Annotated in this window: 13 protein-coding genes and 1 riboswitch; of the genes, 4 read left to right on the top strand and 9 right to left on the bottom strand. The window is 72.5% G+C overall.

The window, feature by feature from the left end:
- Nucleotides 1-16 precede the first annotated feature (16 nt).
- Entirely contained in the window at nt 17-3,046 is a 3,030-nt protein-coding gene (locus AB0G10_RS34780) for a discoidin domain-containing protein (protein WP_360931682.1), read from the bottom strand.
- Nucleotides 3,047-3,230: 184 nt separating this feature from the next.
- Between AB0G10_RS34780 and AB0G10_RS34785 the strand changes: the two genes are divergently transcribed.
- The 3 genes from AB0G10_RS34785 (at nt 3,231) to AB0G10_RS34795 (ending at nt 5,348) form a co-directional block, all read left to right on the top strand.
- Nucleotides 3,231-3,698, top strand: a complete 468-nt coding sequence (locus tag AB0G10_RS34785) for a hypothetical protein (protein ID WP_360931685.1) — start codon at nt 3,231-3,233, stop codon at nt 3,696-3,698.
- Nucleotides 3,698-4,033 (top strand): transcriptional regulator, encoded by a 336-nt coding sequence (locus AB0G10_RS34790; RefSeq protein WP_360931688.1) that lies wholly within the window; start codon nt 3,698-3,700, stop codon nt 4,031-4,033. The genes AB0G10_RS34785 and AB0G10_RS34790 overlap by 1 nt, the downstream gene beginning before the upstream one ends.
- A 184-nt stretch (nt 4,034-4,217) precedes the next feature.
- Nucleotides 4,218-5,348 carry a TPM domain-containing protein gene (locus tag AB0G10_RS34795; RefSeq protein WP_360931691.1) on the top strand — a complete coding sequence of 377 codons (1,131 nt, stop codon included), beginning with the start codon at nt 4,218-4,220 and terminating at the stop codon, nt 5,346-5,348.
- A gap of 496 nt (nt 5,349-5,844) precedes the next feature.
- Here the strand turns inward: AB0G10_RS34795 and AB0G10_RS34800 are convergent, their stop codons facing one another.
- The 7 genes from AB0G10_RS34800 to gcvT all read right to left on the bottom strand — a co-directional run bounded on the left by AB0G10_RS34800 (nt 5,845) and on the right by gcvT (nt 12,655).
- On the bottom strand, nt 5,845-7,851 hold the full coding sequence (locus AB0G10_RS34800; protein WP_360931694.1) for a hypothetical protein: 2,007 nt from the start codon (nt 7,849-7,851) through the stop codon (nt 5,845-5,847).
- 117 nt (nt 7,852-7,968) lie between these two features.
- Nucleotides 7,969-8,721 carry a class I SAM-dependent methyltransferase gene (locus tag AB0G10_RS34805; RefSeq protein ID WP_360931697.1) on the bottom strand — a complete coding sequence of 251 codons (753 nt, stop codon included), beginning with the start codon at nt 8,719-8,721 and terminating at the stop codon, nt 7,969-7,971.
- A 14-nt stretch (nt 8,722-8,735) separates the two neighbouring features.
- Nucleotides 8,736-9,053 carry a MazG-like family protein gene (locus AB0G10_RS34810; protein WP_360931700.1) on the bottom strand — a complete coding sequence of 106 codons (318 nt, stop codon included), beginning with the start codon at nt 9,051-9,053 and terminating at the stop codon, nt 8,736-8,738.
- A 41-nt stretch (nt 9,054-9,094) separates the two neighbouring features.
- Nucleotides 9,095-9,874: a MerR family transcriptional regulator gene (locus AB0G10_RS34815; protein ID WP_360931703.1), complete on the bottom strand. Its 780-nt coding sequence runs from the start codon at nt 9,872-9,874 to the stop codon at nt 9,095-9,097.
- Between the two features lie 47 nt (nt 9,875-9,921).
- Nucleotides 9,922-11,220, bottom strand: coding sequence for an L-serine ammonia-lyase (locus AB0G10_RS34820; RefSeq protein ID WP_360931706.1), 1,299 nt, complete (start codon nt 11,218-11,220; stop codon nt 9,922-9,924).
- 2 nt (nt 11,221-11,222) lie between these two features.
- Nucleotides 11,223-11,594 carry a glycine cleavage system protein GcvH gene (gcvH, locus tag AB0G10_RS34825; RefSeq protein ID WP_360931709.1) on the bottom strand — a complete coding sequence of 124 codons (372 nt, stop codon included), beginning with the start codon at nt 11,592-11,594 and terminating at the stop codon, nt 11,223-11,225.
- The gene (gcvT, locus tag AB0G10_RS34830) at nt 11,591-12,655 is read right to left on the bottom strand and encodes a glycine cleavage system aminomethyltransferase GcvT (RefSeq protein ID WP_360931712.1); all 1,065 of its coding nucleotides are present in this window, start codon (nt 12,653-12,655) and stop codon (nt 11,591-11,593) included. Before gcvT ends, gcvH begins: the two co-directional genes overlap by 4 nt.
- A gap of 127 nt (nt 12,656-12,782) precedes the next feature.
- Nucleotides 12,783-12,879: riboswitch (glycine riboswitch) on the bottom strand.
- Between the two features lie 91 nt (nt 12,880-12,970).
- On the opposite strand from gcvT, the gene AB0G10_RS34835 reads away from it, so the two are divergent.
- Nucleotides 12,971-14,356, top strand: a complete 1,386-nt coding sequence (locus AB0G10_RS34835) for a GGDEF domain-containing protein (RefSeq protein ID WP_360931715.1) — start codon at nt 12,971-12,973, stop codon at nt 14,354-14,356.
- Here AB0G10_RS34835 and AB0G10_RS34840 read toward each other — a convergent pair.
- Nucleotides 14,331-17,597, bottom strand: coding sequence for a PAS domain S-box protein (locus AB0G10_RS34840; RefSeq protein ID WP_360931718.1), 3,267 nt, complete (start codon nt 17,595-17,597; stop codon nt 14,331-14,333). The genes AB0G10_RS34835 and AB0G10_RS34840 overlap by 26 nt on opposite strands.
- Between the last annotated feature and the right edge of the window lie 33 nt (nt 17,598-17,630).

Consider the following 17,630-nt stretch of genomic DNA (forward strand, 5'->3'; position numbering starts at 1 on the left):
GGGTGGGCCCGCGGGACTACCGTGCGGCCACCCTCATCTCCGAGATGCTGGTCCAGGGTTTGCCGGTCGTCTCGGAGAGTGCCCGCAACCGGACGTAGCGGGCGGTCCGCGCGGTGAAGCAGGCGTTCTGCTCGTCGACCACGTTCGGCCAGGTGCCGGTCGCGGCCGGCGTGCCCCAGGTGACCGCGTCGGTCGACGTGTAGACCTCGTAGCGGCCGATCCGGCCGTTCACGAGATCCTGCCGCGGTCGCTGGTAGACGCAGCTCACCGACATGGCCCGGCCCAGGTCGAGCTGGATCTCGTGCGGGTGCGGCGGGTCCGGCTCGCCGTTCCAGCGGGTGTGCCAGAACGTGGCGAGGTTGTTGTCGAGCACATTGGTGGCCTTGTGGTCGCCGACCACCGTCTCCTCGCTGTCGGCGTAGCGCACCGTCGTGGCGATCCGCGGCAACCGCGGCGCGAGAGCCACGTTCAGCTCGGCGACCGACGTCCACGGCTGGCCGTTGACCTCGGAGAGCGCCCGTAGCCGGACATAGCGCCCGCTCTTCGTCGGGAAGGCCACCGCCTGCTCGTCGGCGTTGTTCGCGAACGTGCCGGTGGCCTGCGCCGTGCCCCAGTTCGTGCCGTCCACCGACACGTAGATCTCGTAGCGGGCGATCCGGCCGTTCGGCCCGTCCGGCCGGCCGCGGTAGAAGAGGCCGGTCACGTCGTAGATGCCGCCGAGGTCGAGCTGGATCTCGTGCGGGTGCGGCGGGTCCGGGTTGCCGGCGTACCTGGTGTGCCAGAACGTGGCCGGGTTGCCGTCCAGCACGTTCGCGGCCGGGGTGTTCGTCTCGGCCGAGTCGGCCGAGCGGACCCGCATGGCCGACTGGGCGCGCCGCTGCGGCACGAACGTGGCCGTGTACGTGGTGTTCGTGGCCGGCGCGGTCAGCGTGTGGGTCTGGCCGCCGCCGTCGGACCAGGCGGCGTAGACGTACGGGACCCCGCCCGTGGTCTGCGGGGTGATGCCGCTGACCGTGTTCGCCGAGCCCTGGATCACCCGGCGGGTGAAGGGCGTGGTCAGCGCGGCGCCGCCGAACGCGACCTGGGTTCCGGGCGGGTTCCCGGTGAAGGTCAGATCGACCGTACGGGGGTCGAGCCGCCGGGTCACCGTGGACGACAGCCCGCCCGCGTCGGTGGCGGTCAGCACCAGCTCCAGATAGGACGGATATTCGTGGTCGGGCGCCGGGAACGAGGCGCCGGCCACGCCGTTCCACTCCTGCACGGTGTGGATGTGGCAGTTGTCGGCCGTGTAGCAGTGGTATTGCAGCAGCCGCCAGCGCAGCGCCGACGCCGGGAGGGTGCCCTGGTTCGGGTCGCTCGCGCCGCCGGTGAAGCTCAGCGTCTGCCCGACCGCGAAGGTGGTGCCGGCCGCCGGCGTGCTGATGGTGGCCGCCGGTGGGCTGTTGCCGGCCTGGATCTGCACGGTCTGGGTGTCCGCGGCGTCGAGCGAGTCGATCACGCGGAGCCGTGCGGTGAACGGGCCGCCGTCCGTGCCGTACGTGTGGGTCGCCGTCGCCGTCCGCGCGTCCACGACCCCGTCGTCGGTGAAGTCCCACTCGTATTTCAGCAGGCCCGCGTCGGCCTCGTCCGGGTCGCTGGACTGGCGGGCGTCGAAGTTCACGGTGAGCGGCGCCTCGCCGGTGGTCGGCGACGCCTCGAGCACGGCGTTCGGCGGCTGGTTGCCGGCGAAGTAGCGGATCCGCTTGATCGTGCCGCCGGCGTCGGCGTAGTAGAGCTCGCCGCCCGGCCCGATCGCGAGGTCGACCGGGTTGGCCGCGGCGGCCACGAAGGTGAGCCGGTTGGCCGGGTCGGGAGCTTCGCCGGCCGCGGAGGGCAGCATCGCCCAGATGCAGTCCCGCGTGTAGTCGGCGAAGAAGAGCGCGCCCCGGTACTGCGCCGGGTAGTCGCCGCCGGCCGCCGGGTAGAACGCCATGCCGGAGATGCTGGACCCGCCGGTCGGGCAGGACTCGCCGGCGACGACCTGGCCGGAGTGCTGGTAGGCGTAGAGCGGCGCGGTCTGCCCGCCGGCCGTGTAGAGGCTCTCGCAGAGGTCGAGGTTCGCGCCGTCGTACCCGCCCTGCCGGCCGGTGCCCTCGAAGCACGGCCAGCCGAAGTTGCGGACCGCGCCGGTGTCCGGCATCCGGTTGACCTCCTCCCAGGTGTTCCAGCCGACGTCGCCGAACCAGATCTCGCCGGTGCCGGGCCGCAGCGCGAACCGGTACGGGTTGCGCATCCCGTAGCCGACGATGCGCCGGGTGTTCGGGTCGGGCGAGCCGATGCCCGGGTTGCCCGGGGCGGCCGCGCCGGTCATCGGGTCGAGGCGCAGGATCGCGCCGTCCAGCCCGGTCGGGTCGGTGGCGGTCCGCACGTCCTGTGAGCGCAGCGCGCCACCCTGGCTCGCCGGGTCGCCGCAGGGGTTCACCGGGTTGCCGAGCTGGCCGTAGTCGACCACGTTGTAGCTCGCCCCGTCGCCGGCGCTGAGGTAGAGCATGCCGTCCGGCCCGAAGTGCAGGTCGCCGATCGAGTGCGACGGGTACTGCTGGCACCAGTCGTGCAGCAGCACGGTCTCCGCACCGGTCATCACGTCGCCGTCGGCCATCAGGCGGGACAGCCGGCCCGTGACCACGCACCGGCCGCCGTTCGCGCCGCCCACGGCACCGCAGTTGTCGTTCCAGACCGGCGCGGTCTGCCCCGGCGGGGCGTCGTAGGTGTAGAGCACGTAGACGTACGGGACGGTCGGGAAGCTCGGATGCAGCGCCAGCCCCAGCATGCCGCGGTCGTTCTGGTTGTGCACGTTCACGCTGAGGTCCGCGAAGACCGTCGGCGACGTGTCGGCGATCGAGTCGAACACCTTGATCCGGCCGGCCTTCTCGGCCACGAAGATCCGGCCGTCCGGGGCGAACTCGATGTTCATCGGCAGATCCAGTCCGGACAGGACGGTCTGCTCGCGGAAGCCGGCCGGCAGCACCGCGGCCTGCGCCGGAACCCCTCCGACAACTCCCAGCAACGCCGCAACCAGCACAGACGTAACCACAATGGACAAGAATCGCCGAACGCTCACGGCTGCCCTCCCCCCGCTGCGGGGATGACAACATGGCCGGCTGTCGATGGGCAGGTTTCAGTGAGGTTTCTTGCGCATGAAGCGAAATCTCTACTTTCCTGTCAGGAAAGTACACGCTACCTTGGAAAGCATGAGTATCCCGCCCATCGACGCCGAACTCGCCCTCGCCGAGATCCGGGCACGCCGCGCCCAGGTGATCGACTCCAACCTCGTGCCGTCCTGGTTCTGGACCAGCGTCGCCGTCCTGATGATCGCCTTCGTCCTCGCGGTCGAGTCCGGCGTCACCTGGGTCGTCGCGCTCGGCACCGCCCTCTACCCGCTCGGCCTCACCGCCCTGATCATCGCGGTGGTCCGGCACGCCCGCGTCCAGGTCCGCCCCGGCCTGATCGGCCTGAGTGGCGCCCTCGCGATCGCGGCCTTCACCCTCATCCTGGTCGCCGCGGGCATCGGCCTCGGTTTCGCGCTCGAGACGGCCGGCGCGCCGTTCCCCGCCACCCTGGCCTGCGTCCCGGTCGCCCTCGGCCTCGCGTTCGGCGGTCCCCGCCTGATGGCACTGCTGCGCCGCATCATGCTGGCCCGCCCGCCGGCGAACTCCTGATGTCCCCTTCCCCCGAGCCGGCTTCCGGCTCGCCTCGTTTCGACGACCTGATCCACGCGCCGACCCGGCTGTCGCTGGTCAGCCTCCTCGCCGCCACCGACTGGGCCGACTTCCGCTTCCTCCGCGACAGCGCCGGCCTCTCCGACTCGGCCCTCTCCAAACAACTCACGACCCTCGAGGAGGCGGGCTACGTCGCGATCCGCAAGAGCTTCGTCGGCAAGCGCCCGCGCACGTCAGCCCGCCTGACACCGCGAGGCCACGAGGCCTTCGCCGGCCACGTAGCGGCGCTGCAGGAGATCGTCGCCCGAGCCGGCCTGGCGGTCATCCCCGAGTGACCGTTCGTGATTTTCCCCGCATTTCGTACGCCTCCCGTCCCGTGCGGATCACCTCCCCACCGGGACACGGCCTTCCCGCGGTCAGCGGCCGGGGGCTCGGCTGCTCCCGTCGCCGGAAAGTGTCGTACCCCCGGCGCACGATGGTCGGCGTGAACTCCTTGACACCCCGGCTCACAGTGATCACATGAACGCACGTCCGGCCCTGCTGGCAGCCACGACGCCCCTCGCCGTCGTGGCCCTGTCGGCCGCCCTCGCCACCCCGGCCGTGGCCGCCCCCGCCGCCTCCGCCGCCCTGGCGGCGCCCGCTGTCCTCGCGGCGCCCGCTGTCCTCGCGGCGCCCGCTGTCCTCGCGGCGCCCGCTGTCCTCGCGGCGCCGGCTTTCCCGGCGGCGGACGGGCGTTGTGTCGATGAGGTGGGGGTGCTCGGCGGGCTGTGCGGCCGGATCACCGGGATCCTGCGCGCCGACGAGAAGGCGAGCTCCGACGAGATCGCGGTGGCCGTGGTCGAGACGACCGGTGACGCGAGCATCGAGACGTGGAGCACGGGCCTCTTCAACGACTGGGGCGTGGGCAAGGCCGGCGCCGACAACGGCATCCTGCTGGTCGTGGCCGTCGACGACCACCGCGTACGCCTCGAGACCGGCCGCGGCATGTCCCACCGCCTCGACGACACCACGGCCGCCGAGATCGTCAACACGGTGATCACCCCCGAGTTCGCCGGCGACCACTACGCCGCGGGCATCCTCAACGGCCTCGACTCGGTGCGCCGCACCCTCGACCACGATTTCGACTCCACCACCGCCCTCGCCTCCCTGACCCCGACCGGAGCGGACCAGCAGGCCGGCGCGGACCAGCAGGCCGGCGCTGACCAGCAGGCCAGCGCTGACCAGCAGGCCAGCGCTGACCAGCAGGCCGGCGCGGACAGCACGGCGACTTCGGACGACACGGCCGGCGGCGTCGACGGGCCCGCCCTGGAGGACGACGGCAACCTCCTGAGCGACGACTCCGAGTTCCTCCCGCCGGTCGACGACTACGCCTACGACGAGGACGCCGGCGGCAGCTCACCGGTGTGGGTGTTCGTCCTGGCGGCGTTCGGCATCCTGGGCCTCTTCGGCTGGGCCGCCTCCCGGAGTCAGCGCTCCACCACGGGCTCCCGAACCGACCACCACCACTACCACCACAACAACGCGACGATGACCGGCTTCACGTCGTCGCACTCGAGCCACGACTCCGGTGGCTCCAGCAGTTCCTCCGGAGGTTCCAGCGGTTTCGGCGGCGGCTCGTCGGACGGCGGCGGTTCCTCGGGCAGTTGGTGACCGGCAACGCGAAAGGAGGCGACGACACGAGCAGATGACGCCATTCGCTCTCAGACGGCGATGTCCGCCAGGTCACCGCTGCGCAGCACGTCACGCGGGTCGACGCCCAACTCCGTCAGCCGGCTGACCATCCGCGACGGGCGCTGCGACAACGCGTCCTCGCCGAGAACGCCGGCGATCCGCTGATCCCTGGCGGCCTGCTTTGGCTTCAGCCCGCACCTTCGCCCGCGCGACCTCACGAGCCTCGGCCCGCACCTTCGCCCGGGCGACCTCACGAGCCTCGGCCCGCACCTCCGCCTGGGCGACCTCGCGAGCCGCAGACTCGGCTTTCGCCTGCGCGGCCTCCCGAGACGACTCCGCGCGACGAGCGGACTTCTGGGCACACAGGTACTCAAAGCCGGCACCCAGGAAAGGCGGCCCACGATCTCAGGGACACCGCCCGGGAGCACCAGGCCGTCCCGTTCCACGTTGCGGAGCGTGAGGGATCGCCGTCGACCTACCGCGCCCGGAACCGCGCCTTCAACGATCCGGTCATCAGATCCCACACGCGGAGGGTGCCGTCGTCGGAGGCGCTGACCACCTGCGTACCGTCCAGCGCCACCGCGGTGATCCGCCCGGTGTGGCCGGTCAGCCGGGTGCCTCTCCCCTGGTCCCAGATGCGCAGCGTGCCGTCCTCGCCGCCGGACACGACGACGAGCCGTTCTTCGTGGACGATCGCGGCCACCGCGGTCAGTTCCCCGTCGTGGCCGGCCAGGGGTTCGGTGAGCAGTTCGCCGGTGGTCAGGTCCCAGAGGCGGAGGCGGCCGTCGTCGCCCGCGCCGGAGACGATCACCGGACGGCCGCCGAACTCGACGACCTTCACGGGCGGCCACGTCACCGTCCCGCCGTGACCGCCGCCGATCATCGCCTGGCCGAGCACGGTCCCGGCCGAGAGGTCCCAGGCCCGCAGCGCCGTCTCGGTGACGTCGTAGCTCGCCGACTCCTCGTCGTAGGGGTGGTCCTCGGTGACCGCATAGATCACCTCACCGACCTGCGCGAAAGCCCGGGCGCCTGCCCACTCTTGCAGGGGACCGGCGGCGAGCTTGCCGGTGGCAAGATCCCAGGCACGGGTACGGCCGTCGCTGTGCAGACAGACGGCGATGGTCATCCCGTTCCACGTGGCGCTGGTGAGCACCGTCGTCTGGTAGCGGGTGTCGATCGGCGTCCCGTCCGCATCACCGGCGGCGGGCGCGCTCGTCGCCCCGGCGGGGGCGCCGGTCTCCAGGTCCCAGATGCGCAGGGTACGGTCGGCGGCCGTCACCGCCACCGTCCGGCCGTCGAGCCGGGTGGTGGCGATGGCGCGCACCCACGCGGAGTGGCCCTGGATCCGGTCGCCGAGCGGGGTGAGGGTGCTCAGGTCCCAGCGGCGCAGCGTGCCGTCGCCGTCGCCGCTGATCGCGATCGGCCGGCCGCCGGCGTGGGCGATCGCCACCGCGGTGATCGACACGGTCTCGTCGGCCCACGGGCGGCCGACCGGGGCGGCGTCCGGAAGGGACCAGCCGCGCACCGACTCGTCGTGGCCCAGAGTGATCAGGGCCGGCCGCCCGTCCACGGAGGCCACGGCCGCGGCGGCCACCTCCTCGACGGAGGCGATACGAACCGAGGAGCCGCCGGCCTGAGCAGACGGCCCGCCGGCCTGAGCAGACGACCCGCCGGCCTGAGCGGGCGATCCGCCGGCCTGAGCGGGCGATCCGCCGGCCTGAGCAGGCGATCCGCCGGCCTGAACAGGCGATCCGCCGGCCTGAGCAGACGACCCGCCGGCCTGAGCAGGCGATCCACCGGCCTCAGCAGGCGACCCGCCGGCCTGAGCGGAAGGGCCGGCGATCGGGCCGCCTTCCGGCGCGGACCCCGTCCACGTCCCGGCCGCGGCGATCGACAGATCGCCGCCGTCGCCGATCGCGATGACGACCTCGTCGTCCACCTCGGCCGCCGCCAGTGCCGTGATCGGGCCGCCGGGGCGGTGGAACGGCTCGCCCGCCTCCTCGCCCGTCGCCAGGTCGGAGCGCTGGATGACGCCGGAACCGTCGGCGCTGATCACTGTCGGACGGCCCGCCACGGTGACAAGAGCCAGAGCCGTGATCGGCGCCCGGTGGACTTCGAGGGGGCCGCCGATCTCCGTGCCGGTGGCGATGTCCCAGCGGCGCAGCGCCGTGCCGGTGCCGCCGATCAGAACCGGGCGGCCGCTCATCACCCCGGCGGTGATCACCTGGGGGCCCGCGCCGGCGAACGTGGCCTCGAGGGGTTCACCGGAGGCGAGGTCGAACCCGTGCAGCCGCTCGTTCGCCACGCAGATCGCGATCGGGCGGCCGTCGAGCTCGGCGCCCGCCACCGCCGTGATCCGGGCCAGGCCGGTCGGGATGGAACCCGCCGACGCGCCGGACGTGAGGTCGATGATCTCCAGCGCCGGGCCGCGCACGATGATCGCGTGCGGCCCACCGGCCTCGATGACGGTCAGGCATGACATGGCGACACTCTAAGCCGACTGATCCGGTCGGGACGAGGGCGGATTGTCGATCTTGGGGACGGGCGGTGTGCCGCCCCGCGCCGTCCACAGTGGCGCGGCCGGACGAGGGCGGGCTGCTCAGAGCGAAGCCACGCCGGCCGGCTCGTGGGTGAGCAGGGCGGTGTACTCGTCCGCCTCCGTCAGCATGTCGCGGCCCCGGTCGTCGATGCCGGTGAGGCGCAGGCCGGTCCCCTCCAGCAGCAGGGCCAGCTCGGCCGGGCCGTAGCAGCGCAGCAACTGGCTGATCCGCTCGTCCGGCCGGTCCACCTGCCACCACGTGTCGGTGGCGGTCGACGCGACCGGGTCGAACGTGGTGAGCCGCCGCAGCTCGTACCGGTAGTCGCCGTGGGGCAGCTTGTGCTCGCCCCGGCCGTGCCACGACGCCCAGACGATCGGGTTGAAGACGTCGATCAGCGCGATCCCGCCCGGCTCCAGCCACGTCGCGACGCGGGCGAGGAGCCGCCGCTGGTCGGCGTCCGACCCGACCCCGAAGCCGTTCCAGTACGTGATCGCCCGGAACCGTGCTTCGATCCGTACGGTGAAGAAGTCGCTCTTGATCGTGGTGAGTGACCCGGTGGGAAGGCCGGCGGCGAGCCTCGCGGCGTGCCCCACCCGCTCGCTGATCTCCACGGCCGTGACCGTGTGGCCGGCCATCGCCGTGGCGGCGGCCGTCGTGCCATAGCCCGAGCCCAGTTCGAGAACGGTCATCGGATCGGCGCCGGCGTGCCGGTGCAGCAGCGCCACCCGGTCGTGGTCGCGCTCGCCGATGCGGGCCTCGGCGGGACCCCACCAGCGGCCCGTCCGGGAATAGAAATCGGACACCCAGTCCATCGCGGTCTCCCTCGTCAGGCGGGCCGGCGGTAGGTGGCGGCCTTCGTGGCGCACTGCTGGACCGCCTCGCGCGCGTCGGCGCCGATGCTCTCCAGCGCCACCAGTGCAGTGAACACCACGTCGGCGAGCTCGGCGACCACCTGCTCGTGGGTGTGCGTGACGCCCTTGCGCGGGTTCTGGCCCAGCCGGCCGATCCAGGCCTGGGCCGCTTCGCCGCACTCCTCGGTCAGCTTGAGGACGCGCAGGGTCAGCTCGAGGTCGGACGTTCCGTTGCGGGCGTCCAGGAACGCGCGCCAGCGCTTGGCCTCGTCCCAGATGTCCAGCTCACTCATCGCGCGATGATCGCACGATGAGCGAGCCGAACAAATGATCTTTACTGGACGATCGGGAACTGGACCTCGGTGAGCAGGTCCTCCGGCGCCACGGTCCGCGGGTCGTTCAGGTAGACCTCGCGCGGCGCGCCCCCGGCCTCCCGGCCGTTCTCCTCGATCCACCCGGCGAGGACGTGATAGGCGGGCGAGATCTCGGCATAGGGCCCGCGATGGGTGACGCAGGCGACCAGCGACGCCGCGATCTCGGCGTCACCCTCGGCAGCCGGGACGCACAGCGAAATCCGCCCGGGCGTCTGCGCGTCGATCACATCGTGGTAGATCACGAACGGCGGGCCGGCCGGCGTACCACCGGCCGCGCCGATGCGGGCGGCGAGCGCCGCGAACCCCCGTCCCATCTCCGCGCCGATGTCGGCCAGGCTGGTGGTCACGGTCAGGCTCGCGACGGTCTGCGCCGGCACCTGCTTGACGGACACCTCGTAGGGCATGATTCCTCCTCGATCGATGAGTCGTTCGAGGAACCGCAGCATCCGCTCCTGCTCGGCGACCCGTTCGCGGAGCAGCTCCCGGTGATCCGCGAGCCGCTTCACGACGAGATCCGGATCGTCGAGAAGCGACCGGATCGACGCGACCGGCATGTCGATGGCCCGCAGCACCCGGATGGCCTCGGCGCGAGCGGCCTGCCCCGCCGTGTAGAAGCGGTAGCCACTCGACGGGTCCACCCGGGCGGGTGGCAGCAGGCCCTGCTCGTCGTAGAAGCGCAGGGCCTTGACGGACAACCGGACCATGCGGGCGAAGCGGCCGATGGGTATCAGATGAGGCATGCGGTTCCTCCCTGAGACCCAGCAGAAGTGCTCCCCCTACAGGAGAGTCAACACTCGATCACGTTGACCGCGAGCCCGCCGCGCGCCGTCTCCTTGTACTTCACCTTCATATCAGCGCCGGTCTCCTTCATGGTCTTGATGACCTTGTCGAGGGAGACGTGGTGCCGGCCGTCGCCGCGCAGCGCCATCCGGGCCGCGGTGACCGCCTTGACCGCGGCCATCCCGTTGCGCTCGATGCACGGGATCTGCACGAGCCCGCCGACCGGGTCGCAGGTCAGGCCGAGGTTGTGCTCCATGCCGATCTCGGCGGCGTTCTCCACCTGCTCGGGGGTGCCGCCGAGCACCTCGCACATGCCGGCCGCCGCCATGGCGCAGGCCGAGCCGACCTCGCCCTGGCAGCCGACCTCGGCCCCGGAGATGGACGCGTTCTCCTTGAACAGCAGCCCGATCGCGCCGGCCGCCAGCAGGAAGCGCACCACGCCCTCGTCCGAGGCGCCGGGCACGAAGTCGAGGTAGTAGCGGAGCACCGCCGGGATGATTCCCGCGGCGCCGTTGGTGGGCGCGGTCACGACGCGGCCGCCGGCCGCGTTCTCCTCATTCACCCCCATGGCGTACGCCGTGAGCCACTCCATGGCGTGCTCCGCCGAATTACCGGCCGCCCGCAGCTGGACGGCGGTGGCGGCGGCCCGCCGCCGGACCTTGAGCCCGCCCGGGAGCAGGCCCTCGGTGGACAGGCCCGCGTCGACGCACGCGTTCATCACCGACCAGATCCTGAGCAGCCCGGAGCGGACCTCCGCCGCGGGCCGCCACGCGGACTCGTTCGCCAGCATCAGGCCGGAGATCGACAGCCCGGTCGACCGGGTGAGGCTCAGCAGATCGGAACCGGACGCGAACGGATGCGGGACGGGCGCCTGTGACCCTCGTACCGGGGCGAAGAGGTCTCCCACCACGAAGCCGCCGCCGACCGAGAAATACCGCTTCTGCAGGAGCTCGGCGCCATCGGCGCCGAGCGCCGTGAACACCATCCCGTTGGGGTGCTCGGGCAGGGATCGGCGGCGGTGCAGCACGAGGTCCACGGCGAACGGCAGGTCGCCGGTCGCGGGCTCGCGGGTCACGTCCACCGTCTCCGGGTCGCACCCTTCCAGGCCGAGCAGCACCGCCTTCGGCGTGCCGTGGCCGTGACCGGTCGCGCCCAGCGAGCCGAACAGCTCGGCCCGCACCGACGCCACGCCGCCGACATCGGTCAGCCGGCCGGCGAACATCCGGGCGGCGCGCATCGGGCCGACCGTGTGCGAGCTGGACGGGCCGATGCCGATCGAGAAGAGGTCGAACACGGAGACGGCCATGATCATGACTCCGGTGAGATCAGCGCGGCGTAGGCCGCGGCGTCGAGGACCTCGGGCGTGCCGGTCACCCGTACCCGGTAGAGCCAGCCGGCGCCGTATGGATCGGAGTTGATCAGCCCCGGGTCGTCGGCGAGCGCCCTGTTGACTTCCACGATCTCTCCATCGGCCGGCGCGTACACCTCGCTGACGGATTTGGTCGACTCGATCTCGCCGCACGGGTCGCCGGCCTTCGTGACCGTCCCCACCTCGGGCAGGTCGACGAAGACCACGTCGCCGAGCGCGTCCGCGGCGAACGCGGTGATGCCGACCGTGGCGATCTCGTCGTCGGTGAGCCACTCGTGGTCGCGGCTGTAGCGGAGGTTCAGGGGGATCACTGGGGGCTCCTGCGGTAGAAGGGCAGTGCGACGACTTCGGCGTCCTCGCGGGTTCCCCGCACGTCGACGACCAGCCGGGTTCCGGGGGTGGCGAAGACGGGCGGGACGTAGGCCATCGCGATCGGGTGGCCCAGCGTGGGCGACGGGGCGCCGCTGGTGACCTCGCCGACCCGGTCGCCGCTGACCGGGTCGAGCACGGCGTGGCCGGCGCGGGGCGCCCGGCGCCCGGCGGTGACCAGGCCGGTCAGCACCGTCGCGGTGCCCTCGGCGGCGGCCCGGCGCAGCGCCTCGGCGCCCACGAAGTCCGGCTTGTCGAGGGCGACGACGCGGCCGAGGCCGGCGTGGAACGGGGTGGTCCGCACGGTGAGCTCGTGGCCGTAGAGCGGCATGCCGGCCTCGAGGCGCAGCGTGTCCCGGCAGGCCAGCCCGGCCGGTTTCGCCCCGCCGGCGGCCAGGGCGTCCCAGACGGCCTCGGCGTCCGCGTCCGCGCAGTAGATCTCGAAGCCGTCCTCGCCGGTGTAGCCGGTGCGGGCCAGGAGCACGTCGCGGCCGGCCACCTCCGCGGGCCGGATGCCGTAGTAGGGCAGGTCGTCGCCGGCGCCCACGACCTTCACGGCGTGCGGGCCCTGGACGGCGATGAGCGAGCCGCCGGCGTCGGTGATCTCCACGGCGAAGCCGTTGGCGTGCTCGCCCAGCACGGCCCGGACCATCGCGGCGTTGGCGGCGTTCGCCACCACCAGGAACCGGTCCTCCGCGAGCCGGTAGACGACCAGGTCGTCGAGGACGCCGCCGGTCGTGTGGCAGAGCATCGTGTACCTGGCCCGGCCCGCCTTGACCGTGGACAGCCGCCCGGCCAGCGCGTAGTCGAGGAACTCGGCGGCGTTGCGCCCGGTCACCGCGATGCGGCCCATGTGGCTCAGGTCGAACAGGCCGGCCGCGGTCCGCACGGTGTGGTGCTCGGCGAGGTCGCTGCCGTAGCGCAGCGGCATGGTCCAGCCGGCGAACGTGGTGAGGCTCGCGCCGAGGCGCGCATGGACGTCGAAGAGCGCGGTGCGTCTCACGGGAGGCTCCAGGATCGAGAAGGGTGGGCCTCCCTCGCTCTGTCATGGGGCCTGAGAGCTTCACCGCCTCCGCGTGGGGCGGCTTGCACCGTGGGCGCGTCCCAGGGGACGGCTTTCCAGAGTCGCCTGCATCGCAGCGGTACGGGGGCCTGAGAGATTCTGAGGGAGAAGTTGCTCCTTCGGCGTCCGATTCACGAGAATCGGAGCTCTCCCGCTGCGGGTGAACGGCTTGTTCAGTTGTGGCTGCAAGCTATCCGGGCCCTCATGATCACGTCAAGCGCTCACCGATCGGCGCAACCTGCCGACAGGAGGACCGTGGGGGCGATCAGCTGCTGGCTCGCGGTCGCCGTCTGCGCCACGGCCATGACCTACTTCATCGTCCGCTCGCTGCCGCGGATCGCCGCGGACGACCCGCAGCGGCGCTTCTGGCGGACGTTCGCGGCCGCCGGGGTGATCTTCAGCGCCGGCGAGTGGATCCAGCTGGCCCAGACGATCGCGGCGCCCTCGTCGGTGGAGGCGCTCACCGGCACCGGCGCGGCCCGCACGGTCGCGCTCGCTCTCGGCGGGTCCGCGCTCGTGGCCGTCCTCGCGACCTATCCACTGCCGCACCGTTCCGCGCACGTCCGGCTCTGCTACCACCTCGACCTGGCGACCGTGGTGGTGGCGGCCGGCGTCTACGGCATCTACTGGACGGTGACCGGCTCGGCGTTCACCCAGAACCTGGCCGGGATCGCGGCCGGGCCGGTGGTCGCCATGATGGCCGCGTTCACGGCCGGCCGGCTCTACCTCAGCGGTGCGGCGCCGTTCCACTGGCACGTCGGGGTGGTCGGGCCGGTCGCCGCGATCGCCGAGGGGGTCGCCCGGGCGCTCGGCCCGGCGCTGGCCCGGGAGGGCCGGCCCGGACTCGTGTTCGTGCTCAGCGTCGGCTCGCACGTGATGCTGCTCGGCACGGCCTGGCTCCAGTACCGCCGGTATCGCGCGGTGGCGCCCCGCGTGCGACGGAGGCCGTACAGTGTCCTGCCCTATCTCGCTCTCGCGGCGGTCTTCGGCCTGCTGGTGGCGACGCTCGCGATCTACGGCCTCGACCTGCGGGCGTGGATCATCCTGGGTGGCGCGGTGACGTGCAGCGCGATCGTGGTGGCCCGGCAGCTGATCGCGTTCATCGACAACGCCCGCCTGCTGACCGAGCGGGACGCGCTGGCCGAGCGGTTGCACACGATGGCGTTCACCGACAGCCTGACCGGCGCCCGCAACCGCGCCTTCTTCCTGGACGCGCTCTCCTCCGCGCTGGAGTCCGGCGCCGACGTCGGGGTCATGCTCGTCGACCTCGACGACTTCAAGCCGGTGAACGACCGCTTCGGGCACGCGGCCGGCGACGCCGTGCTGGTCGAGGCCGCCCGGCGCCTGCGGGAGTGCGTCCGCGACGCCGGCCTGGTGGCCCGCCTCGGCGGCGACGAGTTCGCGATCCTGCTGCCGGACGGCGACGGCACCGGCGCCGGCATCGCGGAACGGATCGTCGCGGCCTTCGCGGACCCCTTCCGGCTGCCGTCCGGGGACCGGGTGGTGACCGGGGCCAGCGTCGGTCTCGCCGCCGGTTCCTTCACCGGCGCCTCGCACGCGCTCAGCGTCGCCGACCAGGCCATGTACCAGGCCAAGAACGACGGCAAGGGGTCCTTCAGGAGATCGGCAGCGTCAGCGTGAAGATGCTGCCGCCCTTCGGGTTCGGCTCGTAGCCGGCCGTCCCGTCGTTCGCCTCGGCGAGCCCCTTGACGATGTAGAGCCCCAGGCCGTGGCCCTTGATCGCCGGGCTCATCCCGGCCGCCCGGGTGAACCTGTCGAACAGGTGCGGCCGCAGGTCCTCCGGGATGCCCTCGCCCTCGTCGCACACCCCGATCACCGCGGTGCCGCCGCGCCGCTCGACGATCACCTCGGTGACGCCGCCGCCGTACTTGGCCGCGTTCGTGCAGAAGTTCGTGACGATCTGCTGCAGGTGGCTGGGGTGCACCAGGACGGTCATCCCCGGCGCGCAGCTGACCGGCGGGCTGACCTCGAGGCCGGCCAGGATGTCGCCGAGCGCCGGGCACAGCTCCACCGGCTCCGGGGTGGCGCTCATCTGCCCGGCGTCGAGGGTGCACATGGTCAGGATCTCGGCGCGCAGGATCTCCAGCCGGCGCGCCGAGCGGGCGATCACCTCGACCGCCTTGCGGTGCGGCGGCGTGACGTCGTCGAGGCTGCCGAGCAGCAGCTCCGCGTACCCGGTGATGGTGTTGAGCGGGGTGCCGATCTCGTGCGAGAGCATGCCCATGAGGTCGAGCTTCAGCGCGTTCGCGGCGGCCAGCTGGGAGTTGCTGTCCTCCAGCTCGTCGTTGCGCTCGGCCAGCTCGGCCTCGGCCGCGGCGCGCTCCCGCTCGGCGGCGAGCCGCGCCGTCACGTCCTGCAGCACCGCGATGAAGCTGACCGGCTGGCCGTCGCTGTCCCGGACCAGGGACATGCCCATGGCCGCGTCCACCAGGTGCCCGTCGGCGTGCAGCATCCGCAGGTGCCGGTCCAGCGGCAGGTCCTGGGTGAAGAGCCGGGCCGCGGCCCGGTGGTTGTCGGCCCGCTCGTCCGGGTGGGTGATGTCGTCGAGGGTCATCCCCTCCAGCACCGCCACCGACCGGCCCAGCATCGCCGCGAGCGCCGGGTTGACCTGCTGGAACCGGCCGTCCAGGGCGATCGTGGCCTGGCCGACCGTGGCCAGCGAGAACTGGGTGCGCAGCCGCTTCTCGCTGTCCGCCATCCGGCGCTCGGCGACCTTGCGGGCGGTCACGTCGATGTTGACCTCGAGGATCGCGACCGGGTGCCGGGCGTCGTCGTACTGCACCGCCATGTGCGACAGCACGGTGATCCGGGTGCCGTCGCTGCGCAGGTGGTCCAGCTCGCCGTGCCACTCACCCTTCTCCGCCAGCTCGGTGTCGACGAGCGTGCGCAGGACCGGGAACCGGGTGTCGAGCAGCCGGTGGGTCGGGCAGCCGAGGGCGGCGTCGGCGTCCCATCCGTACGTGGCCTCGGCGCCCCGGTTCCAGTAGGTGACCCGGTCCTCGAGGTCCTTCACGATCACCGCGGTCGGCGCGAGGTCGAGCAGCTCGGCCTGCTGGCGCAGCTGCTCCTGGTCGTGCTGCCGCTCGGTGACGTCGCTGCAGACGCCGTCGATGTAGAAGGCGCCGCCCTCCATCCGCGGCACCGCGCGCGTCCACACCCAGCGGGTCACGCCGTCCGCGCCGATCACCCGGCAGGTCATCTGCGCGGCCTGCCCGCCCAGCATCTCGGCGCCGAACGCGGCGAACTGCGGCAGGTCCTCCGGGTGCACCATGGACGTCGCGACGTCGGAGAGCTCGGCGTTGGAGGGCACCAGGCCGCCGAAGATGCCGGTGCGGTCGTGACTGGAGTAGACCATCGCGACGTCGCCCGGCGCGTTGACCTTCACGGTCCAGATGAAGTCCTCGAGGTTCGCGATGACCCGGTCGAAGTCGCGCCGCGCCCGGGACAGCTCCAGTTCCAGTTCCTCGGCACGGCGGCGGTGCACGTACTGGCCGATGTGGGTGGCGACGGTGTCCAGGGCGGCCATCAGCTCCTGGTCCGGCTCGGTGCGCCGGCGCTCGAAGGCCGCGAGCACGCCGACCACGTCGGTGCCGTTGCGGACCGGCACCGCGACGGCGGTGTTCAGCCGGGACGCCTCGGCGGCGGCCGAGCGCGGCATGTCGGCGGCCGGCAGCTCCCGGATCCAGCGGGCCGACGCCGACTCCCAGACCTGGCCGACCACGCCGTGGCCGCGGCCGAACTCGCTCATCTCCTCCATCGGCGCGGTCACGGCACGGTCCCGGGCCGCGACGGCCAGCCGCACCATCCGGGTCTCGTCGTCGTCGAGGTGCCAGTACTCGATGTAGGGCCAGCCCAGGCCCTCGGCCAGCGCCTCCACCACCTGGTCGGTGGCCTGCTCGACGCTCTGCGACGCGGCCAGCGCGCCGGCCACCGAGTACTCCAGGTTGCGCAGCATCTCGCTGCGGCGTACCGCGGTGAGGTCGCGGACGAACATGTACGCCGCCATGCCGCCCGGCCGGTCCAGGGCGGTCAGCGACAGCTCGATCGGGAACTGCCGGCCGCCGCGCTGCACGCCGGTGAGGTCGATCCGCCGGCCCGCCGGGTCGACCTCGACCTCGAACGACATCGCCATCAGCCAGGCGGCGTGCTCGCGCCGGTCCTGCGGCGCGATGATCAGCTCGCTCATCGGGCGGCCCAGCGCCTCCGGCACCCCCCAGCCGAACATCTTCTCGGCCGCCTCGTTCCAGCCAGTGATCCGGCCGCCCGGGTCGGTCGCCACGTACGCGTCCAGGGTGCTGCCGACGATCTTCTCGAGCCGGGCGCTCGCCTCGGCCGCCTCGTGCACGGCGACCTGCGCGGCGATCTCGGCGGTCGCCGCGGCGGCCAGGTCCTCCATCACCCCGACGTCGGTGGCGGTCCACTCCCGCACCTCGCTGTCGACCGCGCAGAGCGTGCCGAGGACGAACCCGTCCGGCGAGCGCAGCGGCACCCCGAGGTAGGCGATCGCCTGAAACTCGGCGATCGCCGGGTTGTCGTGCAGCAGCGGGTGCTCCCGGGCGTCCGGCACGACCATGGGCCGGCCCGACTCGACCACGTACTGGCCGTAGGAGTGGGTCAGCGGCGTCTCCCGGACCATCGGCGACGCGTCCGGACCGGCCTGGCTCACGAAGCACTGGCGCTCCTCCTGCACCAGCGTCACCAGGGTGCGGCGCCCGCCGACCAGCCGCCGGGCGAGCGAGGTGATCCGGTCCAGGACCGCGTCGTCCCGGTCGATCAGGCCGGTCGCCCGCACCGCGGCCAGCCGGGCCGGGTCGGCCAGGGCATTCTGCACCGGGTTCGGCTGCACGGACACGCCACTCATCGCTGGACCATTCGGCACCGGCCCGCCGATCCT

Origin of the sequence: Actinoplanes sp. NPDC023714, from assembly GCF_040639855.1 — a bacterium.
Classification (GTDB): Bacteria; Actinomycetota; Actinomycetes; order Mycobacteriales; family Micromonosporaceae; genus Actinoplanes.

What these genes read in the sequence shown, in the direction of transcription:
- AB0G10_RS34805 (WP_360931697.1), bottom strand. Translation starts at nt 8,721, where the DNA reads ATGGACTGGGTGTCCGATTTCTATTCCCGGACGGGCCGCTGGTGGGGT.
- AB0G10_RS34810 (WP_360931700.1), bottom strand. Translation starts at nt 9,053, where the DNA reads ATGAGTGAGCTGGACATCTGGGACGAGGCCAAGCGCTGGCGCGCGTTC.
- AB0G10_RS34840 (WP_360931718.1), bottom strand. Translation starts at nt 17,597, where the DNA reads ATGAGTGGCGTGTCCGTGCAGCCGAACCCGGTGCAGAATGCCCTGGCC.
- AB0G10_RS34815 (WP_360931703.1), bottom strand. Translation starts at nt 9,874, where the DNA reads ATGCCTCATCTGATACCCATCGGCCGCTTCGCCCGCATGGTCCGGTTG.
- AB0G10_RS34800 (WP_360931694.1), bottom strand. Translation starts at nt 7,851, where the DNA reads ATGTCATGCCTGACCGTCATCGAGGCCGGTGGGCCGCACGCGATCATC.
- AB0G10_RS34790 (WP_360931688.1), top strand. Translation starts at nt 3,698, where the DNA reads ATGTCCCCTTCCCCCGAGCCGGCTTCCGGCTCGCCTCGTTTCGACGAC.
- AB0G10_RS34795 (WP_360931691.1), top strand. Translation starts at nt 4,218, where the DNA reads ATGAACGCACGTCCGGCCCTGCTGGCAGCCACGACGCCCCTCGCCGTC.
- AB0G10_RS34820 (WP_360931706.1), bottom strand. Translation starts at nt 11,220, where the DNA reads ATGGCCGTCTCCGTGTTCGACCTCTTCTCGATCGGCATCGGCCCGTCC.
- AB0G10_RS34785 (WP_360931685.1), top strand. Translation starts at nt 3,231, where the DNA reads ATGAGTATCCCGCCCATCGACGCCGAACTCGCCCTCGCCGAGATCCGG.